A 24,495-nucleotide genomic window follows, 5' to 3' on the forward strand; every position below is an offset into this window, starting at 1 on the left:
CTTTTAGATGGCTATTTCTTCCAGAATAGATTAAAAACCTGCTTCTTGGAATTGAACAGGCGATCGATCGCAACTTTCTTTACCTAGAGATGCCTGTAAAGTTAACTCCAAAACCTCACGATGATAAGTAGGTCAACTTAATTCAACATAATTAAAATTTATAGTTTATTTTCTGATAGCATGATAACCGTGTCATCGTGCTAGTTATGATAGTATCATTTAAGGACAAAGCAGCTGAAGACATTTTTGATGGTAATGACTCAAAGGAAGCCCGAAAACAGTGTCCTAAAAATTGTTGGGAAGTTGCACAGAGAAAATTAGATCAACTCAATGCAGCCTTCTCTTTGGATGATATGAAAGTTCCTCCAGGTAATAGGTTAGAAGCTTTAAAAGGCGAACGCAAGGTCAGCATAGCATTCGGATTAATGACCAATACAGGATTTGCTTTACATGGACACCCGAAGGAGCATCAGAAGTTGAAATAGTAGACTACCATTAGGATTTAGTAAGAGATGAGAGTTCCAAAGCATAGATCCCCATCACATCCCGGCGAAATATTACTCAAAGATTTTTTAGAGTCAATGGGAATATCACAACGAGAACTTGCAGATGCAATTTACGTTCCTTATCAGCGAATTAATGAGATTGTAAATCAAAAGCGGGGTATCACGCCTAGTACAGCAGTACGGTTAGCAAAATTTTTTGGGAATAGTTCAGAGTTTTGGTTAAACCTCCAACAAAACTGGGAACTCTACCATGTTTTAAAGAAAGAAGAATCGGAATTAAAAACTATTGCACAATTTAAAAGTTCTGAAGCAAATGTTTGAGGTAGGGTAGTGTCAATTAAAGTGATGGCAATCAGCATAAAACAAAACCCTGTAATCTTTTATGAAAACAGGGTTTTGTTTTATCTTTGTATTTGGTGGCGGGAAGTGGATTTGAACCACTGACCTTCGGGTTATGAGCCCGACGAGCTACCAGGCTGCTCTATCCCGCGTTGCTCTCGACTTATTTATAGTAACCTATAGTCAAGAGTTTGGCAACTACAAAAACGATAATTCTCCAATTACTTCTAAACGCGTGTATTTTCCCAAGGTGGCAAACTTTTCTGAAAGGCTTTCGGCGGCGCTAGGACTAATCCAACCCATTTGCTTGAGTAAGTGAATCGCAACGGCATGTTTGGCTCGTTTTGCCCCATCCATGACTTTGATTGCTAATCCCAAGCCTTCACCGAGTCTACCAATGCACTGCACTCCTTCAGCACCACTTTTACTAACCAGTTCCCCTGGAGTTAAACGCATCAGTTCCGTATCAAATTCTCCATCTCCTGCTACCATTGCGGGGTGATGAGTCATAGCCCGGACGATGCGCTCCATATCCAGATTGGTACTAGAGGCTAGCAGTGCATATAAAGATGCCATATGACCGAGTTGCATCACATAAGTGGGTGCGCCACAGTCATCATGAGCATTGATAAATTCTGCGGCTGGCATTCGCAGTAACTCTGCTACTTTGCCCAAAATCAATTGCTGTATTGGGTGCTTGCGATCCAAGTAGTTATTTAAGGGCCAACGGCGTTGCTGACAAACAGCTAACATTCCCGCATGTTTTCCAGAGCAATTGTATTCCAAAGGACTGTGTTTACCTTCAGGAGTTGGACACTGGAGGATAGTGGGGTCAAGATCAGCCCGCCACAGAATATTAAATACCTGTCGGACTTGATCTATGCTTCCTTTATGGGAACTTGTGATAATTGCTAAGTCGCGATCGCTGAGGTCATAGCGTTCCAGTGTACCTGTTGTAGTGACTGCGAGTGCCTGAAATGGTTTGAGGGCTGAACGGATAAATGCAGCAGTTTCAGAATTTCCGGCAACGGTTAGAACCCGTCCTCGTTCGTCGCATACAACAGCCTGGACTATATGCCTGGATTCAATAATACCTTCCCGCAGCAACCGGACTTCCAGTGCTGTGGCTTGAGTTCGTTTTCCCATTGTCATGGGTTTATATTTATTACCTTTTTTAATTAATTTAGTCATTGGTCATTAGTCATTAGTCCTTAGCTAATGACTAATGACCAATGACTCTTTAAAACAAATGCCAAACTATCGTACCAGTAACGTACATTCCCGCCAAGCCAGCAAAGGTAAATTGCAACCGCCGCAGAATGGGTTTGATTTCGTATGCAACAATTAAGCGATCGCGGTTAAGGATTTCCTGTGGTTTCGTCCAAGTTTGGCCGTCGTACCAGCCAGACTCCTCATAAAATACTGTGGGGCTGGAAAGGCGATCGCACACGTAGAACCAGCCTAAGTATAATCTTACCAGTGCCAGTACGACACCGACACTGGCGGCGGCGGCACCACAAAGGATAAAATGTGCAATATATTTGTGGGGAGGAAAACTTGCTGCGGCCACAGGGGCTGCAATCAGCCAAGATAAACCCCAAATCCAAGCAATTTTCGTGATATACTCGCGCAATTCTAAAGTGCTATCACGAAACAGCCAGGAGGTTTTTAACTCTTCGTACTCATTGAGTGGTTGTTGATCTGTGGGAACTGGGCAATTTGAAACCGAAGACCTAATCATGTTGGCTTACCTTCACCCTCATCAGATTCTGGAAGGGAAATGCGTTCTGCATGAATCCAGAACGCTTCTAAATTATAAAACTCCCGTTCTTTGGGCATCATGATGTGAACGATCACATCACCATAGTCTTGTAGTACCCAACTCCCCTCGACTTTTCCTTCTGTCCTTAGGGGACGACGTTGCAACTCAGTTTCGACTTTTCCTTCAATTGCTTGAGCGATCGCTCTTACTTGTGCCCTAGAATAGCCAGTCATCATCACAAAGTAATCGGCTAAGTAAGATACCTCTGCTACTTTGAGCAATAAAATCTCACCCGCTTTGCGATCTGATGCAGCAGCTGCGATCGTTGCAGCTAATTTTCCGCTCTCCTCTTCGGTATGGGCGTGGCTTTTTACCACACTCTTCGTCAGTGGGACAGATTGTAATGGGAAATTTCCTTGGAAATAGTCAGTCATTAAACCTCAGGTGCTTTTTTCCTTTGAAACAATTGTTTACATTTACTTACAAATAACAAACAATTGATCTGACAAATGTGTCAATAGGTTTTTTTGAATACTAACAAAAAAACAGGTGTCTATGGAGGCTAATTTGATAATTACTGTCTACTAAAAACTACAATACAAAACAACAGATTCATACCTGGTCTATCAAAAGTGTTGCTAGTACCAGTAGAGAATTTAGCAACAAATAATACTAAAATACTACTAATCTATAGTTAAAAAATTGGTGTTCCCACAGATTTAATGAAGTGAAGCTGTGGGATTTTGGGTTCAAAACGCACTTGGAAACCCCTTCTCTATTGCTCAATGTGCTTGAATTAAGCTTTTTTCATTTCTCCCTGCTTTCTTTGCTTGCCTTAAAAGATAACCCAAGCGTATTAGTCTACACACATACATCAAGAGTATAATTAATCACCCTAAACATCAGTTGCTATTTAGATAGTGAGGGTAGAATTGCGACTTTGTGAGTCAGTCGCATCCTCATGGGCTTTCTGCTCTAGATACTGTAACTCTTGTAGACTGAATAGCTGCACGATCTGCCGTCAATGAGTAACACAACGACTCATACTGATTTAAAGCTTGCTCAAAAGCATAGTTCTCAACGGCATATTGGCGGCTTTTATAACCCAGAGTTTTGACATTTTCGGGATTTTGATACAAGTCTAAAATTGCCATCGCTAAAGCTTGAGGATCTTCTGGAGGAACGATAACTCCGCCACCACTTTGCCTGATTGCTCTTGCTGCTGTACCATTATCAGGCACAGAGGCAACTAAAGCCGCTCCACTGGCAAGTAGCACTTGAATTTTTGATGGCATATTGAAGGATACAATATTTTTCTTTTGCACCACTAAGCCAACATCGGCAGCGGACAACATTTGTGGTAAAGATTTGCGGGGTTGAAATGGTAATAGCAAAACATTATCCGCGCCACAGTCTAGACATTCTTGTTGTAATCGCTGTAAACCTTTTGCCTCTCCAACGATAACAAAAACAATATTTGGAATATGGCGCAATATAGAAGCAGCTTTAACAACGCTTTCTAAGCCTTGGGTTAAGGCAATGTTGCCAGAATAAAGGACTACAAATTTACCATTTAGATTATGTGCTGCGCGGAAAGGGTTATTTTCTTTAGGCAAAGGGCGGATAAAACTTACATCAACCCAGTTGGGAATTTGCACAATTTTGTCAGTTTCTACGCCCTTAGCTCGCAAATTGTCCACAAATCCATCGGCGATAACGCTAATTTTACTGGCAGTGTGGTAAGCAAATTTTTCCAACACTGTAAATAACTTTATAAGCAATTTATTTTTCAGTAGACCGACATGTACGGCTGCTTCTGGTAATATATCTTGTAGATTTAAGATTACAGGACAAGCACGTAGCCATCCTAAAAGAGCAACTGGTACACAGCTTGGTAAAGATGGCGATGTTGACAGAATTACGTCTGGCCGCCAACCGAAGAGGGCAGGTACAAAGCTAGTGACAACGAAACTAGCATCTAGTAACACCCGATCTAATAGATTGGGTTGGGGACGAATCCAAACGTAACTGCGTTGGATTTGAACACCATTTTTGTATTCGTTGAGATACCACTTGCCCCGATATTCCTGGTAAATTTGCCGCTCCGGGTAGTTGGGCATAGCGGTGACTACGCGCACTTCATGCCCACGCTTCACAAGTCCCTCTGCTAATTCAGTCATCAGTGGGGCAATACCAATTGGCTCTGGATAGTAGTTGTAAGAGTAAATTAAAATCCGCATAAAAGTTAGTCTGAAGTACCCCGGTTTTTTGTTTAACGACAAATATTTGTCTTCAACATTGTTTAGAGCTTAGAAACTCCTATATTTAATTGTGACTTCAGACTCTTTTTCTGTCAGGGATTTTCCTTAAAGATTGAGTAAACTTGGATATTAAATACTTAGAGTAATTGTGAATTTTTTTTACTATTTAAGTAATCTTGAAATTTTCAACTTTTGATTGGTACGTAAGTATAAACCCTAAATATTCTGAATATTAATTAAGACTGTTTCGTAATATTAGTTATTGAATGAGCGATCGCCCTTGTATTTTCTCCTTTTTCGCTGGTTCAGGATTCCTAGATTTAGGTTTTGAAACTAGCGGTTTTAATATTGTTTACGTCAATGAAATTTTTTCACCATTCATGGCAGCATACCGCTATTCACGCCAGATTCTCAATCTCCCACTGCCAGAATACGGGTATCATTACGGAGAAGGAGGAGATGTAACCCAGCTTCACGAAGGTTTACAAACACAACACCTCCGCGAGTTAGTACAAGACTGCCGCAAATCTCATAATATTGTGGGCTTCATTGGCGGGCCTCCTTGTCCTGATTTTTCTATTGGCGGGAAAAATAGAGGAAGTTTAGGAGATAATGGCAAGCTTTCCGCTTCTTATGTTGAATTAATTTGCCGCAATCTTCCAGATTTCTTTTTATTTGAGAACGTTAAGGGCTTGTGGAGAACGACAAGGCACCGTTTATTTTTTGAATCACTCAAACAACAATTACTAGAAGCAGGATATATCTTAACAGAGCGATTAATTAATGCTATTGAATATGGTGTACCCCAGGATAGAGAAAGAATTATTCTTATCGGTTTCCGAAATAATTTTATCAAGGATATAGGAATAAAAGTCAGCAGTCAAAAATTCCTATCTGATGGAGATTTTCTTTGGAAAAACAATATTTTATACCCTCAAGAAAAGGTTTTTACTTACCCTTGGCGGAAGTGCGATCCATTCCAAGAAAATTCCATCATGTCTTGTCCTGATGGCATCCCTCAAGAATTAACAGTTGAGTACTGGTTTAGAAAAAATAATGTGCTGAAGCACCCCAATGCTAAAAACTGTTTTCAACCAAGGGCAGGTATTACAAAATTTGCTGCTATTGATGAAGGAGATGATTCTAAAAAGTCTTTCAAGCGTCTTCACCGATGGCGTTACTCTCCGACAGCTTGCTATGGAAATAATGAAGTCCATTTGCATCCCTATAAAATCCGCCGGATTTCTGTGGCGGAAGCTTTAGCTATTCAATCTTTGCCGGAAAATTTTGTTCTTCCAGAGAATATGTCACTTACAAATATGTTTAAAACTATTGGTAATGGCGTACCATATTTGGCATCCAAGGCATTCGCTAAAACTATTGCTAACTTCTTAGGAATTGGTGTAAAAAATGCTGTTAATATTTATAACCTTACTAACCCTAATGTCAACTTAAACACTTATACTAATTCCGCAACATCTACAAAACCAACATTCAAAATAAGTTAGCAGCTTGTTTTCAGGATAAACTCGTAATAAATATGGTTTAATATATATATAAGAAATGTTTTAATTTTTTATAAAGTTTAATAATCAATTACTGGCAGAAGACACGATGGCAGCAGACTATCCAGATATTGATATTGCGCCATTTATCGATCACTCCCTCTTAACGCCAACGGCTACTCCAGAGCAGGTTCAGCAGTGGTGTGAAGAAGCATATAGATTCAATTTTGCAGCAGTTTGCTTGTATCCCGCCTATGTCAAACAAGCTGTCGAACTCCTCCACGGTAAGAATCCGAAAGTGTGTACGGTGATTGGCTTCCCTTCTGGTGCGACAACTTCAGCAGTGAAGTTGTATGAGGCTCAAGAAGCGGCGGATAATGGGGCCACTGAGTTGGATGTGGTAATGAATTTGGGCTGGTTGAAAGCTGGTAAAACCGAAGAAGTCCACCGGGAAATTGCCGAAATTTGTGAAGAGACTGGGCAAACTGTGAAAGTAATTTTGGAAACCAATCTGTTGACAGATGCGGAGAAAAAAATAGCTGCTGAAATAGCTATGGAGGCGGGGGCGACTTTCTTAAAAACTAGTACGGGTTGGAATGGCGGTGCAACAGTGGCAGATGTACGATTTTTGCAGGAATTGGCAAAAGAAAGGGTGGGAATTAAGGCTGCGGGTGGTATCCGCACTATCAATCAAGCTATAGACTTAATTGTAGCGGGTGCTACTAGATTAGGCACATCTCGCGGTATCGATTTGATCCGCCAGCGCGATAATCTGGGGAAGGGTGAATAGTCATTTGTTTCTCGTCCTAACCTGCGAAAAACTGCGGGCACATCTACGCCCCTCGTCCTAACCCAATGACCAATTTTAGATTTTGGATTTAAGGATTGAAGGATTCAAAATTTAAACCTGGTTTCAGAGTACCTAGTTTCAACTATGGAAAAATCTAAAATCCTTGCATTTCTTTTGCAAGTCCCTACTTTTAGGTATGGCGTTAATCCAAAATCTAAAATTGATTGGCTAATGACTAATGACTAATGAGTAGAACCTACAAAGCAACCGGAATTAATCTTAAAACTCAGGTGCTGGGAGAATCAGATAAAATAGTGACGATTTTGACACCAGAATTCGGTCTGATTCGAGCAGTGGCTCCAGGGGCACGTAAGCACAACTCCAGCTTGGGCGGCAGGAGTGGTATGTTTGTTGTGAATGAACTATTGATCGCGAAAGGGCGATCGCTTGATAAAATTACTCAAGCACAGACGTTAAAAACTTATCCTGGTTTAGCTAAAGATTTGGGAAAATTGGCTGCCAGTCAGTATTTAGCAGAAATAGTCCTCTCTCAAGCTTTGAGCGAACAACCCCAAGAAGAACTTTATGAGTTGTTCAATGAACATCTCCATCGGTTGGAAGCATTGTCTAGTGCAAATGCATCTGGTGTTTTGGCTCATCTGGCTCATGGCGTGTTTCACCTTTTAGCCTTAGCAGGAGTAACGCCGCAAGTGCAAGTATGCTGTTTATCTGGACGCTCCCTCAAGCCAGACTTTACAGACCCCAACTGGCAAGTAGGATTTAGCGTCCCTACAGGTGGAACGATTTGCTTAGAAGCTTGGAAACGTTTACGAGCAGAAGGAGAGAGGGATATGAGGAAAGACCAATCCCCCATTCCCAATGCCCCATCTCCTATGCCCCATGCCCAAACACTTATTGTGCATCGGCAAGAAATACCTTTAATTTCTAGTCGTCTGAGTGCTATGGAACTAGCTTTGCTTCAACATCTGTCACAACCAGAGATAATGCAAATTGATGGAGCTAAAGACCATAACTGGTTATCTATTGAGCAGATTTTACGCCAGTATGCTCAGTATCAATTAGGTCGCCCTATTCGCTCTGCTACCTTGATCGATTCTTATTTTGCTGCCAACCATGATGCAACCATCTGATTTGGATAAAAAAATCCTGCCTTTGTCACCAAGTCTCATTAAAAAACAGAATAGGGTATCAGATCCTACGGTCAGAAATCACTTAAGTGCCGTTTCAAAGTGTATACCTAGTCAAATCAATAGCCAAGAAATGTCTCCAAAAGACGTTTCTCAAAACGATCGAGATTGGACAGCCCAAATCCCAAAAACTGATGTTCCAAGTCAACCAGAAATACAATCTGAGGAGAAATTAACTAGTCCTGAGTTAGATAGCAATGGGCAGAGTTTGTCAGTAGCCACTATTCCAGAAAAAGAATCACCCAATTTAGATGGATCTGGTTCAGGTGGAGAAGGTGCTTCGGGGAATGTAAAACAGCAGGGGTTTTTGCCTGTATTAAAAAACCCTAATTTCCTGGCTCTTTGGGGCGGTCAAGTTTTCTCACAACTAGCCGATAAAGTTTATTTGGTGCTGATGATTGCTTTGATTAATACTCAGTTTCAGGCTAGTAATCAGAGTATTAGTGGTTGGGTATCAGTTTTGATGATGGCTTTTACGATTCCAGCAGTATTATTTGGTTCTGTTGCTGGCGTGTTTGTCGATCGCTGGTCAAAAAAAGCTGTGCTGGTGGCAACAAATATTTGGCGCGGCATCCTAGTTTTATCAATTCCCTTTCTGCTGTGGTTAACTCACGACTGGAAACCCATAGGAATCTTGCCAGTGGGTTTTATAATTATTCTGGGTGTCACTTTTCTAGTTTCCACACTGACGCAGTTTTTTGCACCGGCGGAACAGGCGGCAATTCCCTTAGTGGTAGAAGAACAGCATTTACTCTCAGCTAATTCGCTTTATACGACAACGATGATGGCATCGGTGATTGTTGGGTTTGCTGTTGGGGAACCGTTGTTAGCGATCGCAGATGGACTTTGGTCGCAAATTGGTGGTAGTGGTAGTTTGGGCAAAGAACTTTTAGTAGGTGGTAGTTATGCGATCGCTGGACTAATTTTATTTCTCCTGGCAACTAAGGAAAAACACCACCACCCCGATACAGAATTCCCTCACGTATTCTCCGATCTGCGAGATGGTTTTGCCTACCTCAAAGCAAATCATCATGTCCGTAATGCTTTGCTTCAGCTGATTATCTTGTTTTCTGTCTTTGCAGCATTAACTGTTCTAGCTGTTCGGATGGCAGAAATAATTCCCAACATGAAAGCCTCTCAGTTCGGCTTTTTACTAGCAGCCGGTGGTGTTGGCATTGCTGCTGGGGCAACAATTCTCGGTCAATTTGGTCAACGTTTTTCTTATACCCAGCTAAGTCTGTGCGGTTGTATGGGTATGACAGCATCCTTGATTGGTCTATCAATCTTTACAACCCAACTGTGGCTAGTCCTGTTACTGGTGGCGCTATTAGGTGTCTTTGGGGCTTTAGTGGGAATTCCTATGCAAACTGCAATTCAAACAGAAACACCTCCAGAAATGCGGGGTAAAGTTTTTGGCTTACAAAACAATGTAATTAATATTGCCCTCTCCTTACCTTTGGCATTAGCAGGGGTAGCAGAAACCTTTGTAGGATTACAGGTAGTTTTTTTGGGGTTAGCTGCGATCGTCTTTTCAGGAGGTATATTAACTTGGTATAACTCACATAAGTAGTTATCAGCGAAGAGGAGTTATTATTCATTACCTTGACGTGATTAATAATTTACTTAAAGCTTTTCTGTTCATGGTAAACTGTGGTCAGTGAAAATTTATCATATACTTGTGGGATATCAATCTGACATTAGTCAGAATAAGTTGTTTAAGTATCAGAAATTAACAACTTGTAAGTAAAATAAATAAAGCCATCAATCCACTGGTTTAATCAGCGTAAAAGTATGCTTTTTAAACTTTAATCTGGTGGGAATTTCTAGTAAATAAAAAGCCAGCAAGTATAGCTAGATAAAATAAAATCACAAAGGGCACATAAATAATTAATAGCTCAAACCCGCTTTTCTTTTTCTTACAGCTAAATAAAGAATGCGTATAGCCTGGATTGGAAAAAAATCACCCTTTTGCGGCAATGTCACCTACAGTCGAGAAATTACCAATGCTTTGCTAGATAGGGGACATCAAGTTAGCTTTCTTCACTTCGCCCAGGAAGAGTCTGAACCTGACAATTGGCCGAATCTTCGAGAGGTTTCCCTCCCTTTCATTTACAAGTCACAGGTTTACACAATTCCTACTTTTAAAGCAACTAAAGTTTTAACTGATTCACTGCGGGAAATTAAGCCAGATGTAGTACACGCTTCCTTGACGTTATCTCCTCTAGACTTTTTTCTACCGGAAATCTGTGAGGAACTGAGATTGCCTCTAATTGCCACTTTTCATACACCGTTTGCTGGCAAGGGGGCAAAGCTAGTATCGGGAACACAACTTTTGGCTTATCAGCTTTACGCACCTTTTTTAGTTAACTACGATCGCGTGATTGTATTTTCCCAAATTCAGCGAGAATTATTGGCAGGGATGGGCGTAAGGGAAGAAAATATTGCCGTAATTCCCAATGGTGTTGATACCGTTAAGTATTCTCCAGGATTTTCTCAAATCAAAGCGGAATTTAAAGCCGAACGCTTGTTTGTCTATCAGGGTCGAATAGCACCAGAGAAAAATGTTGAAGCCCTTCTCCGGGCTTGGAAGCAGTCTGCGATGGAGCCTGGTACTAAGTTGCTAATTGTTGGCGACGGGCCTTTAAAGTCTTCCTTAGAGCCGTTTTATGGTTCAGAATACGGCATTATCTGGTTGGGATTTGTTGCTGATGAAGACCGACGCATTGAGATTTTGCGGGGCGCAGATGTATTTGTTTTGCCTTCATTGGTAGAGGGTTTGTCCCTATCTTTGTTAGAAGGAATGTCATGTGGGTTGGCTTGTTTAGCAACAGACGTGGGTGCAGATGGAGAAGTATTGGAAAAGGGCGCAGGTGTAGTTATTAGTACTAAAACAGCGCGATCGCAGTTAAAAACCCTTTTGCCTGTGTTGCAAGATCATCCAGAGTTAACAACTTTACTGGGGCAAAAAGCCAGACAGCGTGTATTAGACCGCTATACCCTCAGTAAAAATATTACTCTGCTGGAAGAACTTTATAAAGAAGTTTTAGCACAGCGACCTCTACCGCTAAGTCGTAGAGCGTAGGGAAAATGAAAAAGTGCGATCGCACTGTAAATCTTAAGATGGCAATGAGTGCGATCGGGTAAAATAGAAATACCTAACTAAGAATTCTCTTACCAGTTTTACAAGGCTATCTAAAGTTAAAAAAAATGAAGTATCAGTATCATGCAAGTCAGATAAAGGTGAAAAATATCCCGTTTACAAGATAACGAAGCCAGAGTTCGTGTTTTGACAAATCAACCAGAAGAAGATTGTATTTACATCTTTGGGATATACAGTTTGCCACGCAAAATTGAGGAAAGGTTTGGAATTGTACAGTCGATTCAGGGCGAACAGCGAGAGACTTGGATTACTGACAGACAGTAGGGTAGAACTTTTGCTTGATTGTTCTTCTGGGAGTCGCTGGATATCTTCTGACTTAACTTATGGGTGCTATGTATGTTTTTTTCTGGGCAATTATCGGCAAAAATTAATAAATTAGTTAGAATGAAATAATAAATAAAATTAAATTAAAGCTACAAAATGAACAAATGACTGCAATCATCGACATAAAAACATTATATGAATCCAATTACCTGCAATGGTTAGAGGAGACTATTAAATGTCTCAAAAATCGACAATTAGCAGACGTTGACTATGAAAACTTAATAGAAGAACTGGAAGATTTGGCTAAAAATGAAAAAAGGCGAGTAAAAAGTTTATTAGAACAGATTATTAGACATTTATTACTTTATCAATATTGGGATTTAGAAAAGCCAAGAAATGCTAATCATTGGGCTGCGGAAATTATTAGTTTTCGGAACCAACTAAATGAAGATTTAAGTGCCAATTTACGCAATCATTTAGAGCAGAATTTCAGCATAATTTATAGCAATGCCTTAGATTATGTTAAAGCTAAAACGAATTTAACCAATTTACCTGAATTATCTGCTTATACCTTAGAGCAAATTTTGGATAAAAATTGGTTGCCTTAATCTGTGATTCTTTGCACGAGACATATTCATATTTTAACTCAGCAACATTATAAAATTAAGTCACTACAATTTATCAAATTCTTCTGGTTCTACGTTAGGCACTTTATTCAAAACTTGCTGAAATTTTTCCCAACTACCGCTTTTGGCTTTTTCTCCCAAATAGTCTTTGGTCATCCATGCGGAAACTTGTGCAGATAAAGCAATAGTTGCAAGTTGTTCAATAGAAATATTTTCTCTTGCTGCTAAAGCTTCAATTTGTTTATATAAAGATTCAGGTAGCTGTACATTTAAGTTAGTCATGGGATTTCTCCTACTATTTGCAAGAATTCTTTGGGTGAAACTACCCTCAGTCCAAATTTTTGTGCGTCTTGTAAATCTTTTTGATTGTAAGTGATGATAAAGTCGGCTTGACATTCAACAGCTAAATCGATGAGAAAATCATCATCAGGGTCGCGTGCTATTGGCCGCCATAAATAGAAAATGCTACACTTGTTAGCAATTTTACAAATAGCTTCAATAACGTTGTCAATATCTTCATCGCTCAATCCAAGCTGCTCTTTTTCTCGTTTGAGAATTTCTTCATACTCGAAAATTAAGGTGGTAGAGACATTTAACTGCCAACGCCTATCATTAAGAATTGTTAACAGTTTGTAAGATGCACCACGGTTAGATCGTAAACCAGAAACCAATACATTAGTATCAAGTACGAGTTGGTACGGATTTGTCATTATTTCGCTGTTAGTAGCATTTTTGCCGTAGTGACGAGCTTATAGCTACCTATCGATCAATTAATATTTGAATTATCCACTAAAGACCATCCTAAACTGGTTGGCTGTTCATAAACCCGTTTTAGAGTATTTACATCTCTGGGAGAAATAGGCGACGGGTTACGAACTTGGGAAAAGTATAAAGCATCAGTTTGTAGCGGACTATGACCCCAAATTCCTAGCGCATGACCAAATTCATGGCGGGTAGCTGCAATGAGATAATCACCTGTTTGACTGGGACTTAACAAGATAGTGAAGCGGTGGGATAAAACATTGTTGCTGGTGTATAACTCGTAAGTAGTTTGTGCCGATCGCGCACGAGGTATATTGCTACCAGGCGAAATTTGTAGAGGTGGCGCTTTTCGTGCGATCGTAATATCAGCAATTTCTGGCTGTTCGACTATTGTTAAAGGTAAATAAGTACTCCACTCGTGTACACCCTGCAAGACACCGTTAATCCATACTTGAGCTTGTTTTTCATTAACAGCTTTTGGTGGTTCTACGTAAACTCGAATAGGAAATTGTGACCAGACTAAATAACCAACTTGGGTGGTTGTGACTTGGGAAAAGTAGTCACCACTGTTAGTACTATCTTGCCACTGTGCAAGTGTGGGCGGTAAGGGATGGGGTTTTGGTGGAGATGAGGAGAGAGAAATTATTAAGTCTGAGTATACAGATATTGGTATTTTTGTCAATCCCCTACTAGACTGGAGATTAGCGAAAATGATTAACAGCCCTGTGCCAAGAAAAAAGGCAAGGGCTGTAATTAACCGTCGTGAAATTAAATTTATTAGGGTGTTAAGTATTGGGTGTTTGGTTATTTTCCCCATTGACCTATCCTTATTTAGGCAGCCAACCAGCACTTAAAACTACTGTTAGACCGAGAAAAATTACTGTCAATGCCCAAGTAATTCGGTTTAAGGTATTTTCTGCACTTTTGGTACTGCTAAATAACTGGGCTTGTCCACCAATAGCCCCGATACCATCACCTTTGGGGCTATGCAGTAAAACTAAGATAATTAGACCGGTGGCGGAAAACGCCCAAATGCCTTGCACGATATTAGTAGCTGTCATGGTAGGAATCTCATTTATAACAATTTTTCAAAAACAGAATTCAGAATTTAGAAGTTAGGAGTTTTTAGTAAACTCCTAACTCAGGATTGAGAAGTCTTTTACAGCCCTACTTGCACGGGGGTGCGAGTGCGTTGCAGATCATAATCTGCTGTTTTCAGCAGCGATCGCCCGGTCATTTCTGATGGTTGAGGCAGCTGTAAAATCTCTAGAATTGTGGGGGCGATGTCGGATAGCTTACCATCGCTTCGCAGTTCGACATTTGTGCCATATCCAGGGATTTTGACTTTCTCGCCTTCTACCAAGATAAAGGGGACTGGGTTGGTAGTGTGGGCTGTCCAGGGATTACCCCCTTCATCTAGCATATACTCAGCGTTACCATGATCGGCAGTAATAATTGTTGTACCACCGGCTTTGATGGCGCTCTCTAATAAACGTCCCAAACAGCGATCGACTGTTTCAATTGCTGTAATGGTAGCGTCGATTTGACCAGTATGCCCTACCATGTCTGGATTAGCATAGTTAATCACGACTAGAGAATATGTACCCTTTTGAATCGCAGCGATCGCCACATCTGTAACTGCTACTGCTGACATCGCTGGGGCGTGATCGTAAGTCGCTACCATCGGGCTGCTTACCAGTTCCCGATCTTCTCCAGCAAAAGGTTCCTCCAGACCACCATTAAAGAAATAGGTGACATGGGCGTATTTTTCTGTTTCGGCGGTGCGGAACTGATTCAGACTGTGATTGGCTATGACTTCTCCCAGAATATTACTGAGATTCTGCGGCTCAAAGGCTACAGCCACAGGTAAGTCTGAATCATACTGCGTAAAGGTAACAAAAGATAGCGGTGTGATTTGCTGTCTTTCAAAACCGTCAAATTTGGGACTGATTAAAGCTTGAGTTAATTGCCTGGCGCGATCGGGGCGGAAGTTGAAAAATATCACCCCATCTCCTGGTTCTATTGCACCGGGAGCAATTCTAATAGGGTTGACAAATTCATCTTTTACACCTTCTGCATAAGATGCTTGCAAGATTTCTACAGCTTTGCGATTATCACCCGTACCATCTTGAGTCATCACGTCGTAGGCGCGTTTGACCCGATCCCAACGGTGATCGCGATCCATCGCGTAGTAGCGACCGCTAAGGGTGACTATACGCCCAATTCCGGCGCGGTCTATATAATCTTGTAGCAATGTGATTGCTTTTACACCGTCAGTTGGGGCGGTGTCACGGCCATCTGTGATCGCGTGGATACAAACTTCTGGAATTCGCTGGTCTTTGGCTAAGTCAAGTAGTCCGAATAGATGGGTGATATGCGAATGTACCCCTCCCTCAGAACAAAGCCCGATTAGATGCAGCTTGCTATTCCGAGAACGAACTTCCTGGCAAATTTTGACAAGTGCTGGGTTAGAGGCAATAGAACCGTCTTCAACCGCATCGGAGATGCGTACTAGTTCTTGCGGTACAACTCGCCCAGCACCAATGTTCAAATGACCAACCTCAGAGTTGCCCATTTGACCCTCTGGCAACCCTACGGCTTTTCCTGATGTGCGGATGAGGGTATGCGGGTAAGCTGCCCATAAACTGTCCATAATGGGAGTTTTAGAAGCAACAATAGCGTTTCCTCGCTTTTCCTCGCAGTAGCCCCATCCGTCTAAAATGACTAGCACCACAGGAGCAACAGGTGCTTTGGTCATAGTAAAATTGCCCTTTACTTTTTGTAATACCCGAATGATACCACTGCTAATCCACGCCGCAAGTGAATTTTTGCTTATTAACTTCTTTTATGAAGGACTTGCGGTTTTTTGAAATATTTTTTAAATTTTAGTAGTTTTTCTATGATGTTTTAGGACGCTAATAAAGGAGTGATTACTTAGTAGTAGCGTTTTAGCACTACTACTAAGGTAGTATCTAATCCTTTATTTCCTTTTGGTGGAAGCCTTTGCAGCTTTTTTAGCAGCTTTTTCGGCTTCTATTGCAGCTAACTTTGCTTGTTCTTTTTCTTCGGCAATTTTCTGGAGATAGTAATGATAATCTCCTAAGTAAACGCGGAATTCACCATCACGAATTTCGACGATTTTATTTGCTACTTGAGAAATAAAATAGCGATCGTGGGAAACTACAATTGCCGTACCATCATAATTTTTGAGCGCTTCTTCCAGCATTTCTTTAGCTGGAATATCTAGGTGGTTTGTCGGCTCGTCTAAAATTAGTAAGTTGGCGGGACGTAAGAGCATTTTTGCCAACGCCAAACGAGCTTTTTCTCCTCCACTTAATGCCCCAACTGCCTTAAATACAGTATCACCAGTGAATAAGAAGCGTCCCAAAAGCGTGCGGACTTCTTGATTATCCCAGTCTGGAACTTCATCATGAATAGTTTCCATGACAGTTTTCTTCAAATCTAAGGCTTCAGCTTGATTTTGCTCAAAGTAACCAGGGATAACGTTGTGATCGCCTAATTGAACGCTACCTTCTGTGGGTGGTTCCATACCCATAATTACACGTAGAAGGGTAGATTTCCCAGCACCATTGGGGCCAAGAAAAGCAATGCGATCGCCTCTTTCAATTAGGAGATTTGCCGATAAAAACAGGATTTTCTCACCATAAAGATGAGTCAAATCTTTAATGTCCACTACCTCGCGTCCACTGCGGGGTGCAGGGGGAAAACGGAAGTGTAGAGTTCTCATACCACCAACGGGTGCTTCAATGCGCTCGATTTTGTCGAGTTGCTTTTCCCGGCTTTTTGCCTGGGTACTGCGGGTAGCACTGGCGCGAAATCTATCAACAAAGGTTTGCTGTTTCTCTAATTCTTTTTGCTGGCGTTCGTAAGCACTCAGTTGTGCTGATTGACTTTCGGCTTTTTGTTCCAAATATGCCGAATAGTTACCAAGGTAGGTACTGGAAACGCCACGTTCGGTTTCGACAATTTGGTTGCAGAGGCGGTCAAGGAACTCCCGGTCATGGGAGACTATTACCATCGGCGTAACTAGCCCTCTGAGGTAATTTTCCAACCACTCAATGGTTTCTAAATCTAGGTGGTTAGTCGGTTCATCCAGCAGCAACAAGTCGGGTTTTTGCAGCAGGATTTTACCCAAACTCATCCGCATTTGCCAACCACCACTGAAGGCACTGACGAGGCGATCGCCATCTTCTAGCCCAAACCCCATCTCTGGTAATATTTTTCCAATGCGTGCGTCTAAGTTGTAGCCATCTAAGGCTTCAAATTTGCGCTGCAAGCGATCCAACTTATCGATCAGTCGATCCAGTTCCTCTGGGCTAGCCGTTTCCATCTCTTGTGGTATGTGCGCCAGAGATAACTGTACTTCGTTGGCTTCTTGGAAGACAGTCCAAAATTCTTCTCTAACGGTGCGGGTGGGATCTACTTCAAACTCTTGGTTAAGATAGGCTATATGTAAGCTATTAGGGCGAATGATTTCGCCGGCGGTGGGTTCCATTTCCCCAGAGATGATTTTGAGTTGGGTGGATTTTCCAGCACCGTTGACACCGACTAAGCCAATGCGATCGCCTGGTTTAACTTCCCAGTTGATATCTTTGAGAACTTCGCCTGTGGGATAAATTTTACTTATATGTTCTAATCGCAGCATTAAGTTTCTCTCAGGTAGGGAGTGGGTGGTTGAGGACGAAGTACTAACACCGCCTCTAATATTAACAAAAATTAACTATAAATTCGTCGTGAGAAAGTCTGGAAGCCGCAAACCAAATTTGGCTTGAGCCACGGATAAAATTTACCACATCTATATTAAGGCTGACTTTGTGCTACTTGTCTAACTTCTTCGACACTCAAATCTAGCGCCTGTGCTACTTGTTCTACAGTCAACCCTGCTGCCAACATTGCTGGTACTGCTTTGAGTTTACCTTGCTCAATGCCTTGAACCTTACCTTGTTCAACACCTTCCTGAAAGGCTTCCTGATAAAATCTGGTTTGCTTTAACTCGCTTAAGCTAAACATTTGCTCAATCTCCTCCCTACTCATTGTGGGAAACTTGTAAGCCAAAATAGTCTCTATAAATTGTAGTAATTGCTGCTGTTTTGGTGGTGAGCTTATCTCTGACTTGGTTCTGTCTATCAACTCCGTTGCTTGTGCGATCGCTATATCATCAGTTGCAATTACTAATTTAGCAGTTGCAATGCCAATTGGAAGCGATGCACCTTCACCTAATTCATCCAAATAAATGCGCCTGACACGCCCACTTGTGAAAAACTCACGGTAATGTTTGATATCTCCTGTATCTACATTCCTGCTTGGGTATAAAACCAGAGCACCCCAGTCATTTGATGGTTGATTCTGACGGAGGTATAAACATATTTCTGCAATTAGCCGTGAATAAATTTCCCCATCAGCTTGAAATTGCACTTCAACAAAGTAAATCGGGTTTTCATTTCCTTGTGTAGGTAGAAACACACCATCGATTCTGAAGGCTGTTTGTTTGATTTCAACTGATGAAAATCGATAAAAGCTAGCTTCTTCTGGAGGATTACCAATAAGTTCAAATAAGATATCAGGGAATTCTTGAAACAGCCGATAAAAGATGATGTCTGTTTTCACAATTTTATATCATTTGAAAATTTTGATTTGCTGTTCATGTATTACTTGATTCTTCAGAACCATCTCGCACTTTCAGCAATTGCTCTTTTGCCATCCCTAATATACGTGATAGTGGTGCTAACAAACTATCATCAAAGGCTTCTCCAGCATAAATATTATTCAGTTCAGTCGGAGATAATTTAAAGGTGTCGCAGAATTTAGCAAACTCCTGGTTACTCAAATCAAGCTCTTTTTGCCTATCTTGAAGTAAAACTGCGATCGCTCTAGTTCCATACTTTGGACGTTCACTAGTTTTTACATATTTTTCCATTAAATAATTGACTTTTCTGGTATCGCCACCAATTTTTTTAATTAAATCAGTACAAGCCATTTTTAGTGCTTTCTTTAAAACTTCTTCTTCATTTAAAACTTTAATAATTTCATTGGCATATTCTGGTTTAAAAAATCCCACCAAATTACCTTGATGATAAACTGGTATATAAGGATTATTCGTTTCAAGTTGCCAATCTAAAGGCTCATTGCGTAGCGACATAGCTGCACCCCTAAATATTTTAAGATTGCACCATTTTAAAACCATTTATTAGTTACCCGCCAGTGGTTATATTTTGGTCATATATAAAAATATGGTTTTATTCTTGCTAAGTCAGGACTTACGTAAGGACTATGGTTTTACGTCATAACGATTGTTCGCGTTAGCGTCTCGAAGAGAAACGAAGTAATCGCAAAGGCTTAGTTTTTCGTCACGAGTGCGTAAGTCCTACAAGTATACTTAATCTGGTATTATCCTTGACTAAGTATTACAATTCAAGTTATAGTATTGCAGAGCTTATAAGATTATCTAATAAAACCTGATTTAGAATGAACACAGATGATATAAATGCTCGAATAGCGAGAATAGATTACAAGTTAAGAACTCAGAAAAAATCTGTTGCTGAAAGAATTTTTCTAGTACAAGGTGAATTATGCCCTGATATAAATGATTTAACAGACAGATTCATCAACAATAGATTCCCAGCATTAAGTAATGACGAATTAGAACGATTTCTTCATACATTGAATGTTGATAATTGGTATCGAGAAAATTATGGATTTAAAATAACACCTGACTATTTAAATCTCAAAGAAATTCCATTTTTTATGCAAGGCAACATTTATTACTTTATATATCCTGAAAAAACTGAAAATTGCAATATAATTGACTGCACAAATTTACCGCAAATAGTAAAACAAGATTTAACAGAAGTAGAAATTGAATATTTACAAAATTCCTTTAAATGTGGGAGAAGAAAATTATTAGCTGTAGAATATCTAGAAGATGTTGTTCAGTATCGTGATAAAAAGAAGAATAGCGAAAATGATTTTTTTGTAATCCCTGACAAACTCAAGGATGATTTCTATTTGTCTACTGAAACAACAGATTTTATTCGTTTTGCTATTGAGGATTTAAATCTTGCTATCGTTGCTTTAAAAAATACCAGAAGTTATCAATTTATAATTTTTCCAGCTTCACAAGCAATTGAAAAACTATTAAAAGCTTGTATATTATCAGAAAAAACAATGCTGGTAAAAAAAGATGATTTAAGGAAAAATTATGGACATAACCTATTCAAAATAATTAAAGACTTCAAGCAAATTTTTCCCTTACCTGAAAAAATAAAATCAGAAATACAAAATTTTCCAAATGCAAAAAAAATGTTTAAAGACTCAACTATAAATCCTAGATATGATCCAATAGAACTTTCTCCCGATAAAGCTGTAAAGATTATAGACGCTACATTGAATATTTTTGAATTAGTAAGCGAGAAGTTTGTTACACCTTTACACAGAGTAATGTATTATCCACAATTAGAGGAGTATTATCCTCAATTAGAGGAATATTATGATCGATTAGAGGATGATGATTCCTTTCTTGACGAATGACGAATAGGGTTTAAATTTTCGATTGGTGATTGCTTTAAGTAGTTTTAGCAATTCCTATGTTATGAATTAACAAGAAAAATGGTAGTAATTATCCTTCCCAGTCTTGACGAGTATCGCACAGAAAATTATCTGCGATCGCATCATCAAATAAATAAGAGCAATGCTCTGTAAAAGTCCGTAATGGTAAGTTAGTTTCTCTTAGCGACAAATTAACTAGCCTTCGCTTCATCCCCAGAAGCTTCAGCCACAGCCGCCAATCTATCTGCCGCAGCTTGCACAATTTGAGCCACTTGTGCCAAAGGCATGTGTTGGATTTGTCTCAGAATCAGACTCAAATCTGAGGTTTCTGAAATTGGCTTACCATCAATGCAGCTGATTAACTCTTCCATTGTGTAGCCTGCTTTCGATGCGATTTGAGCCAAATTTTCTGTATCTGGAACCTTCACACCTTTTTCCCACATCTGAACAGCAGTAGCAGATACTCCCAAAAGCTTACCAAAGGCTCGCTGACTCATTGAACCGCGAGCTAGTTTAATGATTTCAATCAGTTTTTGTTTGCTTTCGATCTTCACTGCTTATATAGCTAGCCAACTTTATTTACAAGTTTACTTTCAATATTACAAGTTTACTTTTATATTGACAGCCTTGTGTTTTAGTACTAAACTATATCTCTGGTTGTAAATCGGCAACTACAGGCATCAAGCTAGTAGACTAACCCATCAATCTTTAAATCAACCCAAAAAACTTAGTTTCCTACGGCAGTTCAGCTAGTAGCTAGACTTTGCTGCGAAGAAATAATATCGAAGGTGCATCATGTTTCGCAAGCCACGCAAAATTAACCAATATCGCCGCAAAGGTAAAAACCTTATAGCCACTAATAAAATTAAACCAGAAAAGTGGAATATTTCTGAAGCAGAAACCAAAGACGCTTTAAAAGTTAAAGGCTACGATGTTAAGCAAATCAAAAAAATCCACCTTTTAAAACATCAAGTGTGTATTTCCTACTGGGATGCAAAAGGCAATATGTGCAGCAGCTTTTTTAGCTACCGGATTTTTGCACGTTGGCAAGAAGAAGCGGAAAAGCTAATTTATACCTGTCAAACCCTGAAGGAATGGGCAAAGCTAAATTACGTAATGAAGTACGAATTTGCCTATTACCATTATCCTAACGTAATGGAAAATGCACTCCATACGATATTAGAAAACCACCTGTGTATGTTAAAAGCAACAGTACAACAAGTGGTTTTACAGTAATATTAACAGCAAAAATTAGTTAGCGGCAGAAGTCGCTAACTCCGCGAGACGTTCTTGCTGGTCTAGAGATATACAAGATTGGATCAGCGTCTCTAAATCACCATCCAAAACAGGGTTAAGGGAATAATTCTGACCTAACCGATGATCGGTAGCCCGGTTATCTTTATAATTATAGGTGCGGATTTTTTCCGATCGCGATCCAGTACCAACTTGCGATCGCCGCATAGAAGTTACAGCTTCTTGTTGTTCGCGTAACTTCATCTCATACAACTTCGCCCGCAGAATTTGCATCGCCCGTTCTTTGTTTTGCAACTGGCTGCGTTCTTCTGTACAGAAAATCCGAATCCCTGTCGGTTTGTGCATCAAATCGGCGGCTGTTTCCACCTTGTTGACGTTTTGCCCACCAGCACCGCCAGAACGGGCTGTAGTCATTTCAATATCTTTCGGGTCAATGTGAATTTCCACATCATCCACCTCTGGCATAATCGCCACGGTAGCTGTGGAAGTATGAACCCGTCCCCCAGATTCAGTTGCCGGCACGCGCTGCACGCGATGCACTCCAGCTTCAAACTTTAACTGGCTGTAAACGTCATTACCTTTAATTTCTAAAATGACCTCTTTCCAGCCACCCATTTCTCCACGAGATTCGCTCACTAGAGAAACTTTCCAGCCTTGAGTTTGGGCATAGCGGGTGTACATCTGCATCAAATCGCCAGCCCAAATACTTGCTTCATCGCCACCAGTACCAGCGCGAATTTCCAACATGATATTCTTTTCATCATTGGGGTCGCGTGGTAGCAGTAAGACTTTCAAGCGAGACTCTAAATATTCTATTTTTTCTTCAAGTTCCTTTACTTCCAGTGCTGCCATTTCTTGCAACTCTGGGTCACTTGCAGATTCTTTGTAAACCTGACGCGCTCCAATCAGGTCTTCTTGGGCTGTTTTCCAAATTTCATAAGTATTAACGACCTCTTCCAAAGAAGAACGAGACTTAGCAATTTCTTGATACTCATCAGGATTGCTAGCGGTATCGGGGTCGCCAAGACGACGGGTTAATTCATTAAAGGTTTGTTCAACGGATTTTAGTTTGTCCAGTAAGTATGATTCAGCCATGACGAGTGCGATCGCTCCTTAAAAAATAACAGATTGGCTCGAGCATATAAATGACAATCGACCCAGCTGATGCAGGGCCGTCGTTAACAGCAGAGCCAACCCGCTACTTTTTGGTTTGTTCGTCGCCAGATGTTTGAGTGCTGCTCATACCGTACTTGCGGAGGAAACGCTCAACTCGACCCTCAGTGTCAATAATCTTCTGAGTGCCAGTGTAGAATGGGTGATTTCCAGACCAAACATCTACGTGCAATTCTGGCTTAGTAGAGCCAATGGTCATAACAACTTGACCGTTGCAGTAAACTTTAGCATCTGGATACCATTTAGGATGAATATCAGCTTTAGCCATTGTCTTTTGTGGGATGAATCTATATAAATTATAACTTTCAGCGTTCAATAGAAGCTAGAAGAAGGGAACAGGTTACACGTTACAGAAAACTATCACCTGTCCCCTGTAACCTATCACCTTCTTCACCAATGCCCTAACGCTTAGAGTACTGAGGCGCTTTCCGAGCTTTATGTAAACCATATTTCTTCCGCTCTTTTGCTCTGGGATCGCGAGTCAAGTAACCTTCGGTTTTCAAAGGTGGGCGGTTGTCTGGGTCTAGTTGGCACAAAGCACGAGCAACGCCCAAGCGAACAGAATCAGCCTGTCCGGTCAAGCCGCCGCCTTCTGCTTTCACCAAAATATCATATTCATTTTCTAATCCCAGAGTTTCCAGGGGCGCTTTAATGACTCCCAGGTAGTTGGGGTTAAATTGGAAATACAAGTTTCCATCTTTACCGTTGACAGTCAGTTGACCGGTACCTGGAACCAAGCGTACCCGTGCTACTGCATTCTTCCGGCGGCCAGTACCCCAGTATACGGCGCGACCGCTATTGGCATCTGCTACTACCATTAATTTTCTTCTCCAGGAATTGTACTAACTTTTAGTTCTTTAGGTTGTTGAGCATCGTGGGGATGCGTAGGGCCAGCGTAGACTTTTAGCTTAGTGAACAACTGCTTGCCCAGGCTATTTTTAGGTAGCATACCTTTAACAGCCTGTTCTAAAATCCGCTCTGGTATGCGCTGTTGTAGTTTAGCGAAAGTTTCCGTTTTCATTCCACCGGGACGACCAGAATGGCGACGGTAAAGCTTTTGAGTACGCTTTTTACCTGTGACTGCGATTTTTTCGGCATTAATGACGATTACGAAGTCACCTGTATCTAGGTGGGGTGTGTATTCGGGTTTCTTTTTGCCTCTTAAAACCTGGGCGATTTCGCTGGCGAGGCGACCGAGGCGTTTATCGGTAGCATCTACTATGTACCACTCACGCTCAATCGACGCTTGAGAAGGAAGGTATGTTTTAACTGTTGTCATTTGTTATTTGTCCTTTGTCATTTTTAATTTGTCATTAGTC

Annotated in this window: 29 protein-coding genes and 1 tRNA gene; 11 read left to right on the forward strand and 19 right to left on the reverse strand. The window is 40.7% G+C overall.

Going from position 1 to position 24,495, the window contains the following annotated elements:
• Positions 1–206 precede the first annotated feature (206 nt).
• Both GTQ43_RS08400 and GTQ43_RS08405 read left to right on the forward strand, forming a co-directional pair.
• Positions 207–485 carry a type II toxin-antitoxin system RelE/ParE family toxin gene (locus GTQ43_RS08400; protein ID WP_321162427.1) on the forward strand — a complete coding sequence of 93 codons (279 nt, stop codon included), beginning with the start codon at positions 207–209 and terminating at the stop codon, positions 483–485.
• A gap of 27 nt (positions 486–512) precedes the next feature.
• Positions 513–827 (forward strand): HigA family addiction module antitoxin, encoded by a 315-nt coding sequence (locus tag GTQ43_RS08405; RefSeq protein ID WP_265272201.1) that lies wholly within the window; start codon positions 513–515, stop codon positions 825–827.
• Positions 828–920: 93 nt separating this feature from the next.
• Here the strand turns inward: GTQ43_RS08405 and GTQ43_RS08410 are convergent.
• The 5 genes from GTQ43_RS08410 to GTQ43_RS08430 all read right to left on the reverse strand — a co-directional run bounded on the left by GTQ43_RS08410 (position 921) and on the right by GTQ43_RS08430 (position 4,847).
• Positions 921–997 (reverse strand) — tRNA-Met (locus tag GTQ43_RS08410).
• A gap of 46 nt (positions 998–1,043) precedes the next feature.
• Positions 1,044–1,997: an asparaginase gene (locus tag GTQ43_RS08415; protein ID WP_265273707.1), complete on the reverse strand. Its 954-nt coding sequence runs from the start codon at positions 1,995–1,997 to the stop codon at positions 1,044–1,046.
• 88 nt (positions 1,998–2,085) lie between these two features.
• Complete coding sequence (locus GTQ43_RS08420; protein ID WP_265272202.1) at positions 2,086–2,586, reverse strand: CGLD27 family protein; 501 nt, start codon at positions 2,584–2,586, stop codon at positions 2,086–2,088.
• Positions 2,583–3,041, reverse strand: a complete 459-nt coding sequence (gene rsfS, locus GTQ43_RS08425; RefSeq protein WP_265272203.1) for a ribosome silencing factor — start codon at positions 3,039–3,041, stop codon at positions 2,583–2,585. Before rsfS ends, GTQ43_RS08420 begins: the two co-directional genes overlap by 4 nt.
• A 525-nt stretch (positions 3,042–3,566) precedes the next feature.
• Positions 3,567–4,847: a glycosyltransferase family 4 protein gene (locus GTQ43_RS08430; protein ID WP_265272204.1), complete on the reverse strand. Its 1,281-nt coding sequence runs from the start codon at positions 4,845–4,847 to the stop codon at positions 3,567–3,569.
• Between the two features lie 287 nt (positions 4,848–5,134).
• On the opposite strand from GTQ43_RS08430, the gene GTQ43_RS08435 reads away from it, so the two are divergent.
• The 7 genes from GTQ43_RS08435 (at position 5,135) to GTQ43_RS08465 (ending at position 12,403) form a co-directional block, all read left to right on the forward strand.
• Positions 5,135–6,376 carry a DNA cytosine methyltransferase gene (locus GTQ43_RS08435; protein ID WP_265272205.1) on the forward strand — a complete coding sequence of 414 codons (1,242 nt, stop codon included), beginning with the start codon at positions 5,135–5,137 and terminating at the stop codon, positions 6,374–6,376.
• Between the two features lie 106 nt (positions 6,377–6,482).
• Positions 6,483–7,163, forward strand: coding sequence for a deoxyribose-phosphate aldolase (gene deoC, locus GTQ43_RS08440; protein ID WP_265272206.1), 681 nt, complete (start codon positions 6,483–6,485; stop codon positions 7,161–7,163).
• Between the two features lie 245 nt (positions 7,164–7,408).
• The gene (gene recO / locus GTQ43_RS08445) at positions 7,409–8,314 is read left to right on the forward strand and encodes a DNA repair protein RecO (protein WP_265272207.1); all 906 of its coding nucleotides are present in this window, start codon (positions 7,409–7,411) and stop codon (positions 8,312–8,314) included.
• Positions 8,301–9,941 carry an MFS transporter gene (locus tag GTQ43_RS08450; RefSeq protein ID WP_265273708.1) on the forward strand — a complete coding sequence of 547 codons (1,641 nt, stop codon included), beginning with the start codon at positions 8,301–8,303 and terminating at the stop codon, positions 9,939–9,941. The genes recO and GTQ43_RS08450 overlap by 14 nt, the downstream gene beginning before the upstream one ends.
• A 363-nt stretch (positions 9,942–10,304) precedes the next feature.
• Positions 10,305–11,453 (forward strand): glycosyltransferase family 4 protein, encoded by a 1,149-nt coding sequence (locus GTQ43_RS08455; RefSeq protein ID WP_265272208.1) that lies wholly within the window; start codon positions 10,305–10,307, stop codon positions 11,451–11,453.
• A gap of 204 nt (positions 11,454–11,657) precedes the next feature.
• Positions 11,658–11,795 carry a hypothetical protein gene (locus tag GTQ43_RS08460; RefSeq protein WP_265272209.1) on the forward strand — a complete coding sequence of 46 codons (138 nt, stop codon included), beginning with the start codon at positions 11,658–11,660 and terminating at the stop codon, positions 11,793–11,795.
• 164 nt (positions 11,796–11,959) lie between these two features.
• On the forward strand, positions 11,960–12,403 hold the full coding sequence (locus tag GTQ43_RS08465; RefSeq protein ID WP_265272210.1) for a DUF29 domain-containing protein: 444 nt from the start codon (positions 11,960–11,962) through the stop codon (positions 12,401–12,403).
• Between the two features lie 63 nt (positions 12,404–12,466).
• Here the strand turns inward: GTQ43_RS08465 and GTQ43_RS08470 are convergent, their stop codons facing one another.
• From GTQ43_RS08470 to GTQ43_RS08505, 8 genes are all read right to left on the reverse strand, one after another.
• Positions 12,467–12,703: a hypothetical protein gene (locus GTQ43_RS08470; protein ID WP_094342473.1), complete on the reverse strand. Its 237-nt coding sequence runs from the start codon at positions 12,701–12,703 to the stop codon at positions 12,467–12,469.
• Positions 12,700–13,131, reverse strand: coding sequence for a putative toxin-antitoxin system toxin component, PIN family (locus GTQ43_RS08475; protein WP_265272211.1), 432 nt, complete (start codon positions 13,129–13,131; stop codon positions 12,700–12,702). The genes GTQ43_RS08470 and GTQ43_RS08475 overlap by 4 nt, the downstream gene beginning before the upstream one ends.
• A 56-nt stretch (positions 13,132–13,187) precedes the next feature.
• Positions 13,188–14,000 (reverse strand): peptidase, encoded by an 813-nt coding sequence (locus GTQ43_RS08480; RefSeq protein WP_265272212.1) that lies wholly within the window; start codon positions 13,998–14,000, stop codon positions 13,188–13,190.
• A gap of 10 nt (positions 14,001–14,010) precedes the next feature.
• Positions 14,011–14,244 carry a preprotein translocase subunit SecG gene (gene secG, locus GTQ43_RS08485; RefSeq protein WP_012410686.1) on the reverse strand — a complete coding sequence of 78 codons (234 nt, stop codon included), beginning with the start codon at positions 14,242–14,244 and terminating at the stop codon, positions 14,011–14,013.
• Between the two features lie 98 nt (positions 14,245–14,342).
• A complete protein-coding gene (gpmI, locus tag GTQ43_RS08490; protein ID WP_265272213.1) occupies positions 14,343–15,941 on the reverse strand; it encodes a 2,3-bisphosphoglycerate-independent phosphoglycerate mutase in 1,599 nt (532 codons plus the stop codon).
• 222 nt (positions 15,942–16,163) lie between these two features.
• Positions 16,164–17,849: an ABC-F family ATP-binding cassette domain-containing protein gene (locus tag GTQ43_RS08495; RefSeq protein ID WP_265272214.1), complete on the reverse strand. Its 1,686-nt coding sequence runs from the start codon at positions 17,847–17,849 to the stop codon at positions 16,164–16,166.
• Between the two features lie 155 nt (positions 17,850–18,004).
• Positions 18,005–18,811 (reverse strand): Rpn family recombination-promoting nuclease/putative transposase, encoded by an 807-nt coding sequence (locus GTQ43_RS08500; RefSeq protein ID WP_265272215.1) that lies wholly within the window; start codon positions 18,809–18,811, stop codon positions 18,005–18,007.
• A 34-nt stretch (positions 18,812–18,845) separates the two neighbouring features.
• Positions 18,846–19,388, reverse strand: coding sequence for a hypothetical protein (locus tag GTQ43_RS08505; protein ID WP_414859094.1), 543 nt, complete (start codon positions 19,386–19,388; stop codon positions 18,846–18,848).
• 281 nt (positions 19,389–19,669) lie between these two features.
• Between GTQ43_RS08505 and GTQ43_RS08510 the strand changes: the two genes are divergently transcribed.
• Positions 19,670–20,731 carry a HEPN domain-containing protein gene (locus GTQ43_RS08510; protein WP_265272216.1) on the forward strand — a complete coding sequence of 354 codons (1,062 nt, stop codon included), beginning with the start codon at positions 19,670–19,672 and terminating at the stop codon, positions 20,729–20,731.
• A gap of 88 nt (positions 20,732–20,819) precedes the next feature.
• Here the strand turns inward: GTQ43_RS08510 and GTQ43_RS08515 are convergent, their stop codons facing one another.
• Together GTQ43_RS08515 and GTQ43_RS08520 are read right to left on the reverse strand one after the other, a co-directional pair.
• Positions 20,820–20,960, reverse strand: a complete 141-nt coding sequence (locus GTQ43_RS08515; protein WP_265272217.1) for a DUF29 domain-containing protein — start codon at positions 20,958–20,960, stop codon at positions 20,820–20,822.
• Positions 20,941–21,303, reverse strand: a complete 363-nt coding sequence (locus tag GTQ43_RS08520) for a helix-turn-helix domain-containing protein (RefSeq protein WP_094342463.1) — start codon at positions 21,301–21,303, stop codon at positions 20,941–20,943. Before GTQ43_RS08520 ends, GTQ43_RS08515 begins: the two co-directional genes overlap by 20 nt.
• A 241-nt stretch (positions 21,304–21,544) precedes the next feature.
• Between GTQ43_RS08520 and GTQ43_RS08525 the strand changes: the two genes are divergently transcribed.
• Positions 21,545–21,985, forward strand: coding sequence for a hypothetical protein (locus tag GTQ43_RS08525; protein WP_265272218.1), 441 nt, complete (start codon positions 21,545–21,547; stop codon positions 21,983–21,985).
• 15 nt (positions 21,986–22,000) lie between these two features.
• Here the strand turns inward: GTQ43_RS08525 and prfA are convergent, their stop codons facing one another.
• From prfA to rplM, 4 genes are all read right to left on the reverse strand, one after another.
• On the reverse strand, positions 22,001–23,098 hold the full coding sequence (prfA, locus tag GTQ43_RS08530) for a peptide chain release factor 1 (protein ID WP_265272219.1): 1,098 nt from the start codon (positions 23,096–23,098) through the stop codon (positions 22,001–22,003).
• 103 nt (positions 23,099–23,201) lie between these two features.
• Positions 23,202–23,444: a 50S ribosomal protein L31 gene (gene rpmE / locus GTQ43_RS08535; RefSeq protein WP_012410697.1), complete on the reverse strand. Its 243-nt coding sequence runs from the start codon at positions 23,442–23,444 to the stop codon at positions 23,202–23,204.
• Positions 23,445–23,577: 133 nt separating this feature from the next.
• Positions 23,578–23,994, reverse strand: a complete 417-nt coding sequence (gene rpsI / locus GTQ43_RS08540) for a 30S ribosomal protein S9 (protein ID WP_012410698.1) — start codon at positions 23,992–23,994, stop codon at positions 23,578–23,580.
• The gene (gene rplM, locus GTQ43_RS08545) at positions 23,994–24,455 is read right to left on the reverse strand and encodes a 50S ribosomal protein L13 (protein WP_265272220.1); all 462 of its coding nucleotides are present in this window, start codon (positions 24,453–24,455) and stop codon (positions 23,994–23,996) included. The genes rpsI and rplM overlap by 1 nt, the downstream gene beginning before the upstream one ends.
• Between the last annotated feature and the right edge of the window lie 40 nt (positions 24,456–24,495).

Origin of the sequence: Nostoc sp. KVJ3 (assembly GCF_026127265.1) — a bacterium.
GTDB lineage: Bacteria > Cyanobacteriota > Cyanobacteriia > Cyanobacteriales > Nostocaceae > Nostoc.

Excerpts from the sequence above, each read along its gene's own strand:
- GTQ43_RS08400 (WP_321162427.1), top strand. The coding sequence starts at position 207 with ATGATAGTATCATTTAAGGACAAAGCAGCTGAAGACATTTTTGATGGT.
- GTQ43_RS08405 (WP_265272201.1), top strand. The coding sequence starts at position 513 with ATGAGAGTTCCAAAGCATAGATCCCCATCACATCCCGGCGAAATATTA.
- GTQ43_RS08415 (WP_265273707.1), bottom strand. The coding sequence starts at position 1,997 with ATGACAATGGGAAAACGAACTCAAGCCACAGCACTGGAAGTCCGGTTG.
- GTQ43_RS08420 (WP_265272202.1), bottom strand. The coding sequence starts at position 2,586 with ATGATTAGGTCTTCGGTTTCAAATTGCCCAGTTCCCACAGATCAACAA.
- rsfS (WP_265272203.1), bottom strand. The coding sequence starts at position 3,041 with ATGACTGACTATTTCCAAGGAAATTTCCCATTACAATCTGTCCCACTG.
- GTQ43_RS08430 (WP_265272204.1), bottom strand. The coding sequence starts at position 4,847 with ATGCGGATTTTAATTTACTCTTACAACTACTATCCAGAGCCAATTGGT.
- GTQ43_RS08435 (WP_265272205.1), top strand. The coding sequence starts at position 5,135 with ATGAGCGATCGCCCTTGTATTTTCTCCTTTTTCGCTGGTTCAGGATTC.
- deoC (WP_265272206.1), top strand. The coding sequence starts at position 6,483 with ATGGCAGCAGACTATCCAGATATTGATATTGCGCCATTTATCGATCAC.
- recO (WP_265272207.1), top strand. The coding sequence starts at position 7,409 with ATGAGTAGAACCTACAAAGCAACCGGAATTAATCTTAAAACTCAGGTG.
- GTQ43_RS08450 (WP_265273708.1), top strand. The coding sequence starts at position 8,301 with ATGCAACCATCTGATTTGGATAAAAAAATCCTGCCTTTGTCACCAAGT.
- GTQ43_RS08455 (WP_265272208.1), top strand. The coding sequence starts at position 10,305 with ATGCGTATAGCCTGGATTGGAAAAAAATCACCCTTTTGCGGCAATGTC.
- GTQ43_RS08465 (WP_265272210.1), top strand. The coding sequence starts at position 11,960 with ATGACTGCAATCATCGACATAAAAACATTATATGAATCCAATTACCTG.
- GTQ43_RS08470 (WP_094342473.1), bottom strand. The coding sequence starts at position 12,703 with ATGACTAACTTAAATGTACAGCTACCTGAATCTTTATATAAACAAATT.
- GTQ43_RS08475 (WP_265272211.1), bottom strand. The coding sequence starts at position 13,131 with ATGACAAATCCGTACCAACTCGTACTTGATACTAATGTATTGGTTTCT.
- GTQ43_RS08480 (WP_265272212.1), bottom strand. The coding sequence starts at position 14,000 with ATGGGGAAAATAACCAAACACCCAATACTTAACACCCTAATAAATTTA.
- secG (WP_012410686.1), bottom strand. The coding sequence starts at position 14,244 with ATGACAGCTACTAATATCGTGCAAGGCATTTGGGCGTTTTCCGCCACC.
- gpmI (WP_265272213.1), bottom strand. The coding sequence starts at position 15,941 with ATGACCAAAGCACCTGTTGCTCCTGTGGTGCTAGTCATTTTAGACGGA.
- GTQ43_RS08495 (WP_265272214.1), bottom strand. The coding sequence starts at position 17,849 with ATGCTGCGATTAGAACATATAAGTAAAATTTATCCCACAGGCGAAGTT.
- GTQ43_RS08505 (WP_414859094.1), bottom strand. The coding sequence starts at position 19,388 with ATGGTTTTAAAATGGTGCAATCTTAAAATATTTAGGGGTGCAGCTATG.
- GTQ43_RS08510 (WP_265272216.1), top strand. The coding sequence starts at position 19,670 with ATGAACACAGATGATATAAATGCTCGAATAGCGAGAATAGATTACAAG.
- GTQ43_RS08515 (WP_265272217.1), bottom strand. The coding sequence starts at position 20,960 with ATGAAGCGAAGGCTAGTTAATTTGTCGCTAAGAGAAACTAACTTACCA.
- GTQ43_RS08525 (WP_265272218.1), top strand. The coding sequence starts at position 21,545 with ATGTTTCGCAAGCCACGCAAAATTAACCAATATCGCCGCAAAGGTAAA.
- prfA (WP_265272219.1), bottom strand. The coding sequence starts at position 23,098 with ATGGCTGAATCATACTTACTGGACAAACTAAAATCCGTTGAACAAACC.
- rpmE (WP_012410697.1), bottom strand. The coding sequence starts at position 23,444 with ATGGCTAAAGCTGATATTCATCCTAAATGGTATCCAGATGCTAAAGTT.
- rpsI (WP_012410698.1), bottom strand. The coding sequence starts at position 23,994 with ATGGTAGTAGCAGATGCCAATAGCGGTCGCGCCGTATACTGGGGTACT.
- rplM (WP_265272220.1), bottom strand. The coding sequence starts at position 24,455 with ATGACAACAGTTAAAACATACCTTCCTTCTCAAGCGTCGATTGAGCGT.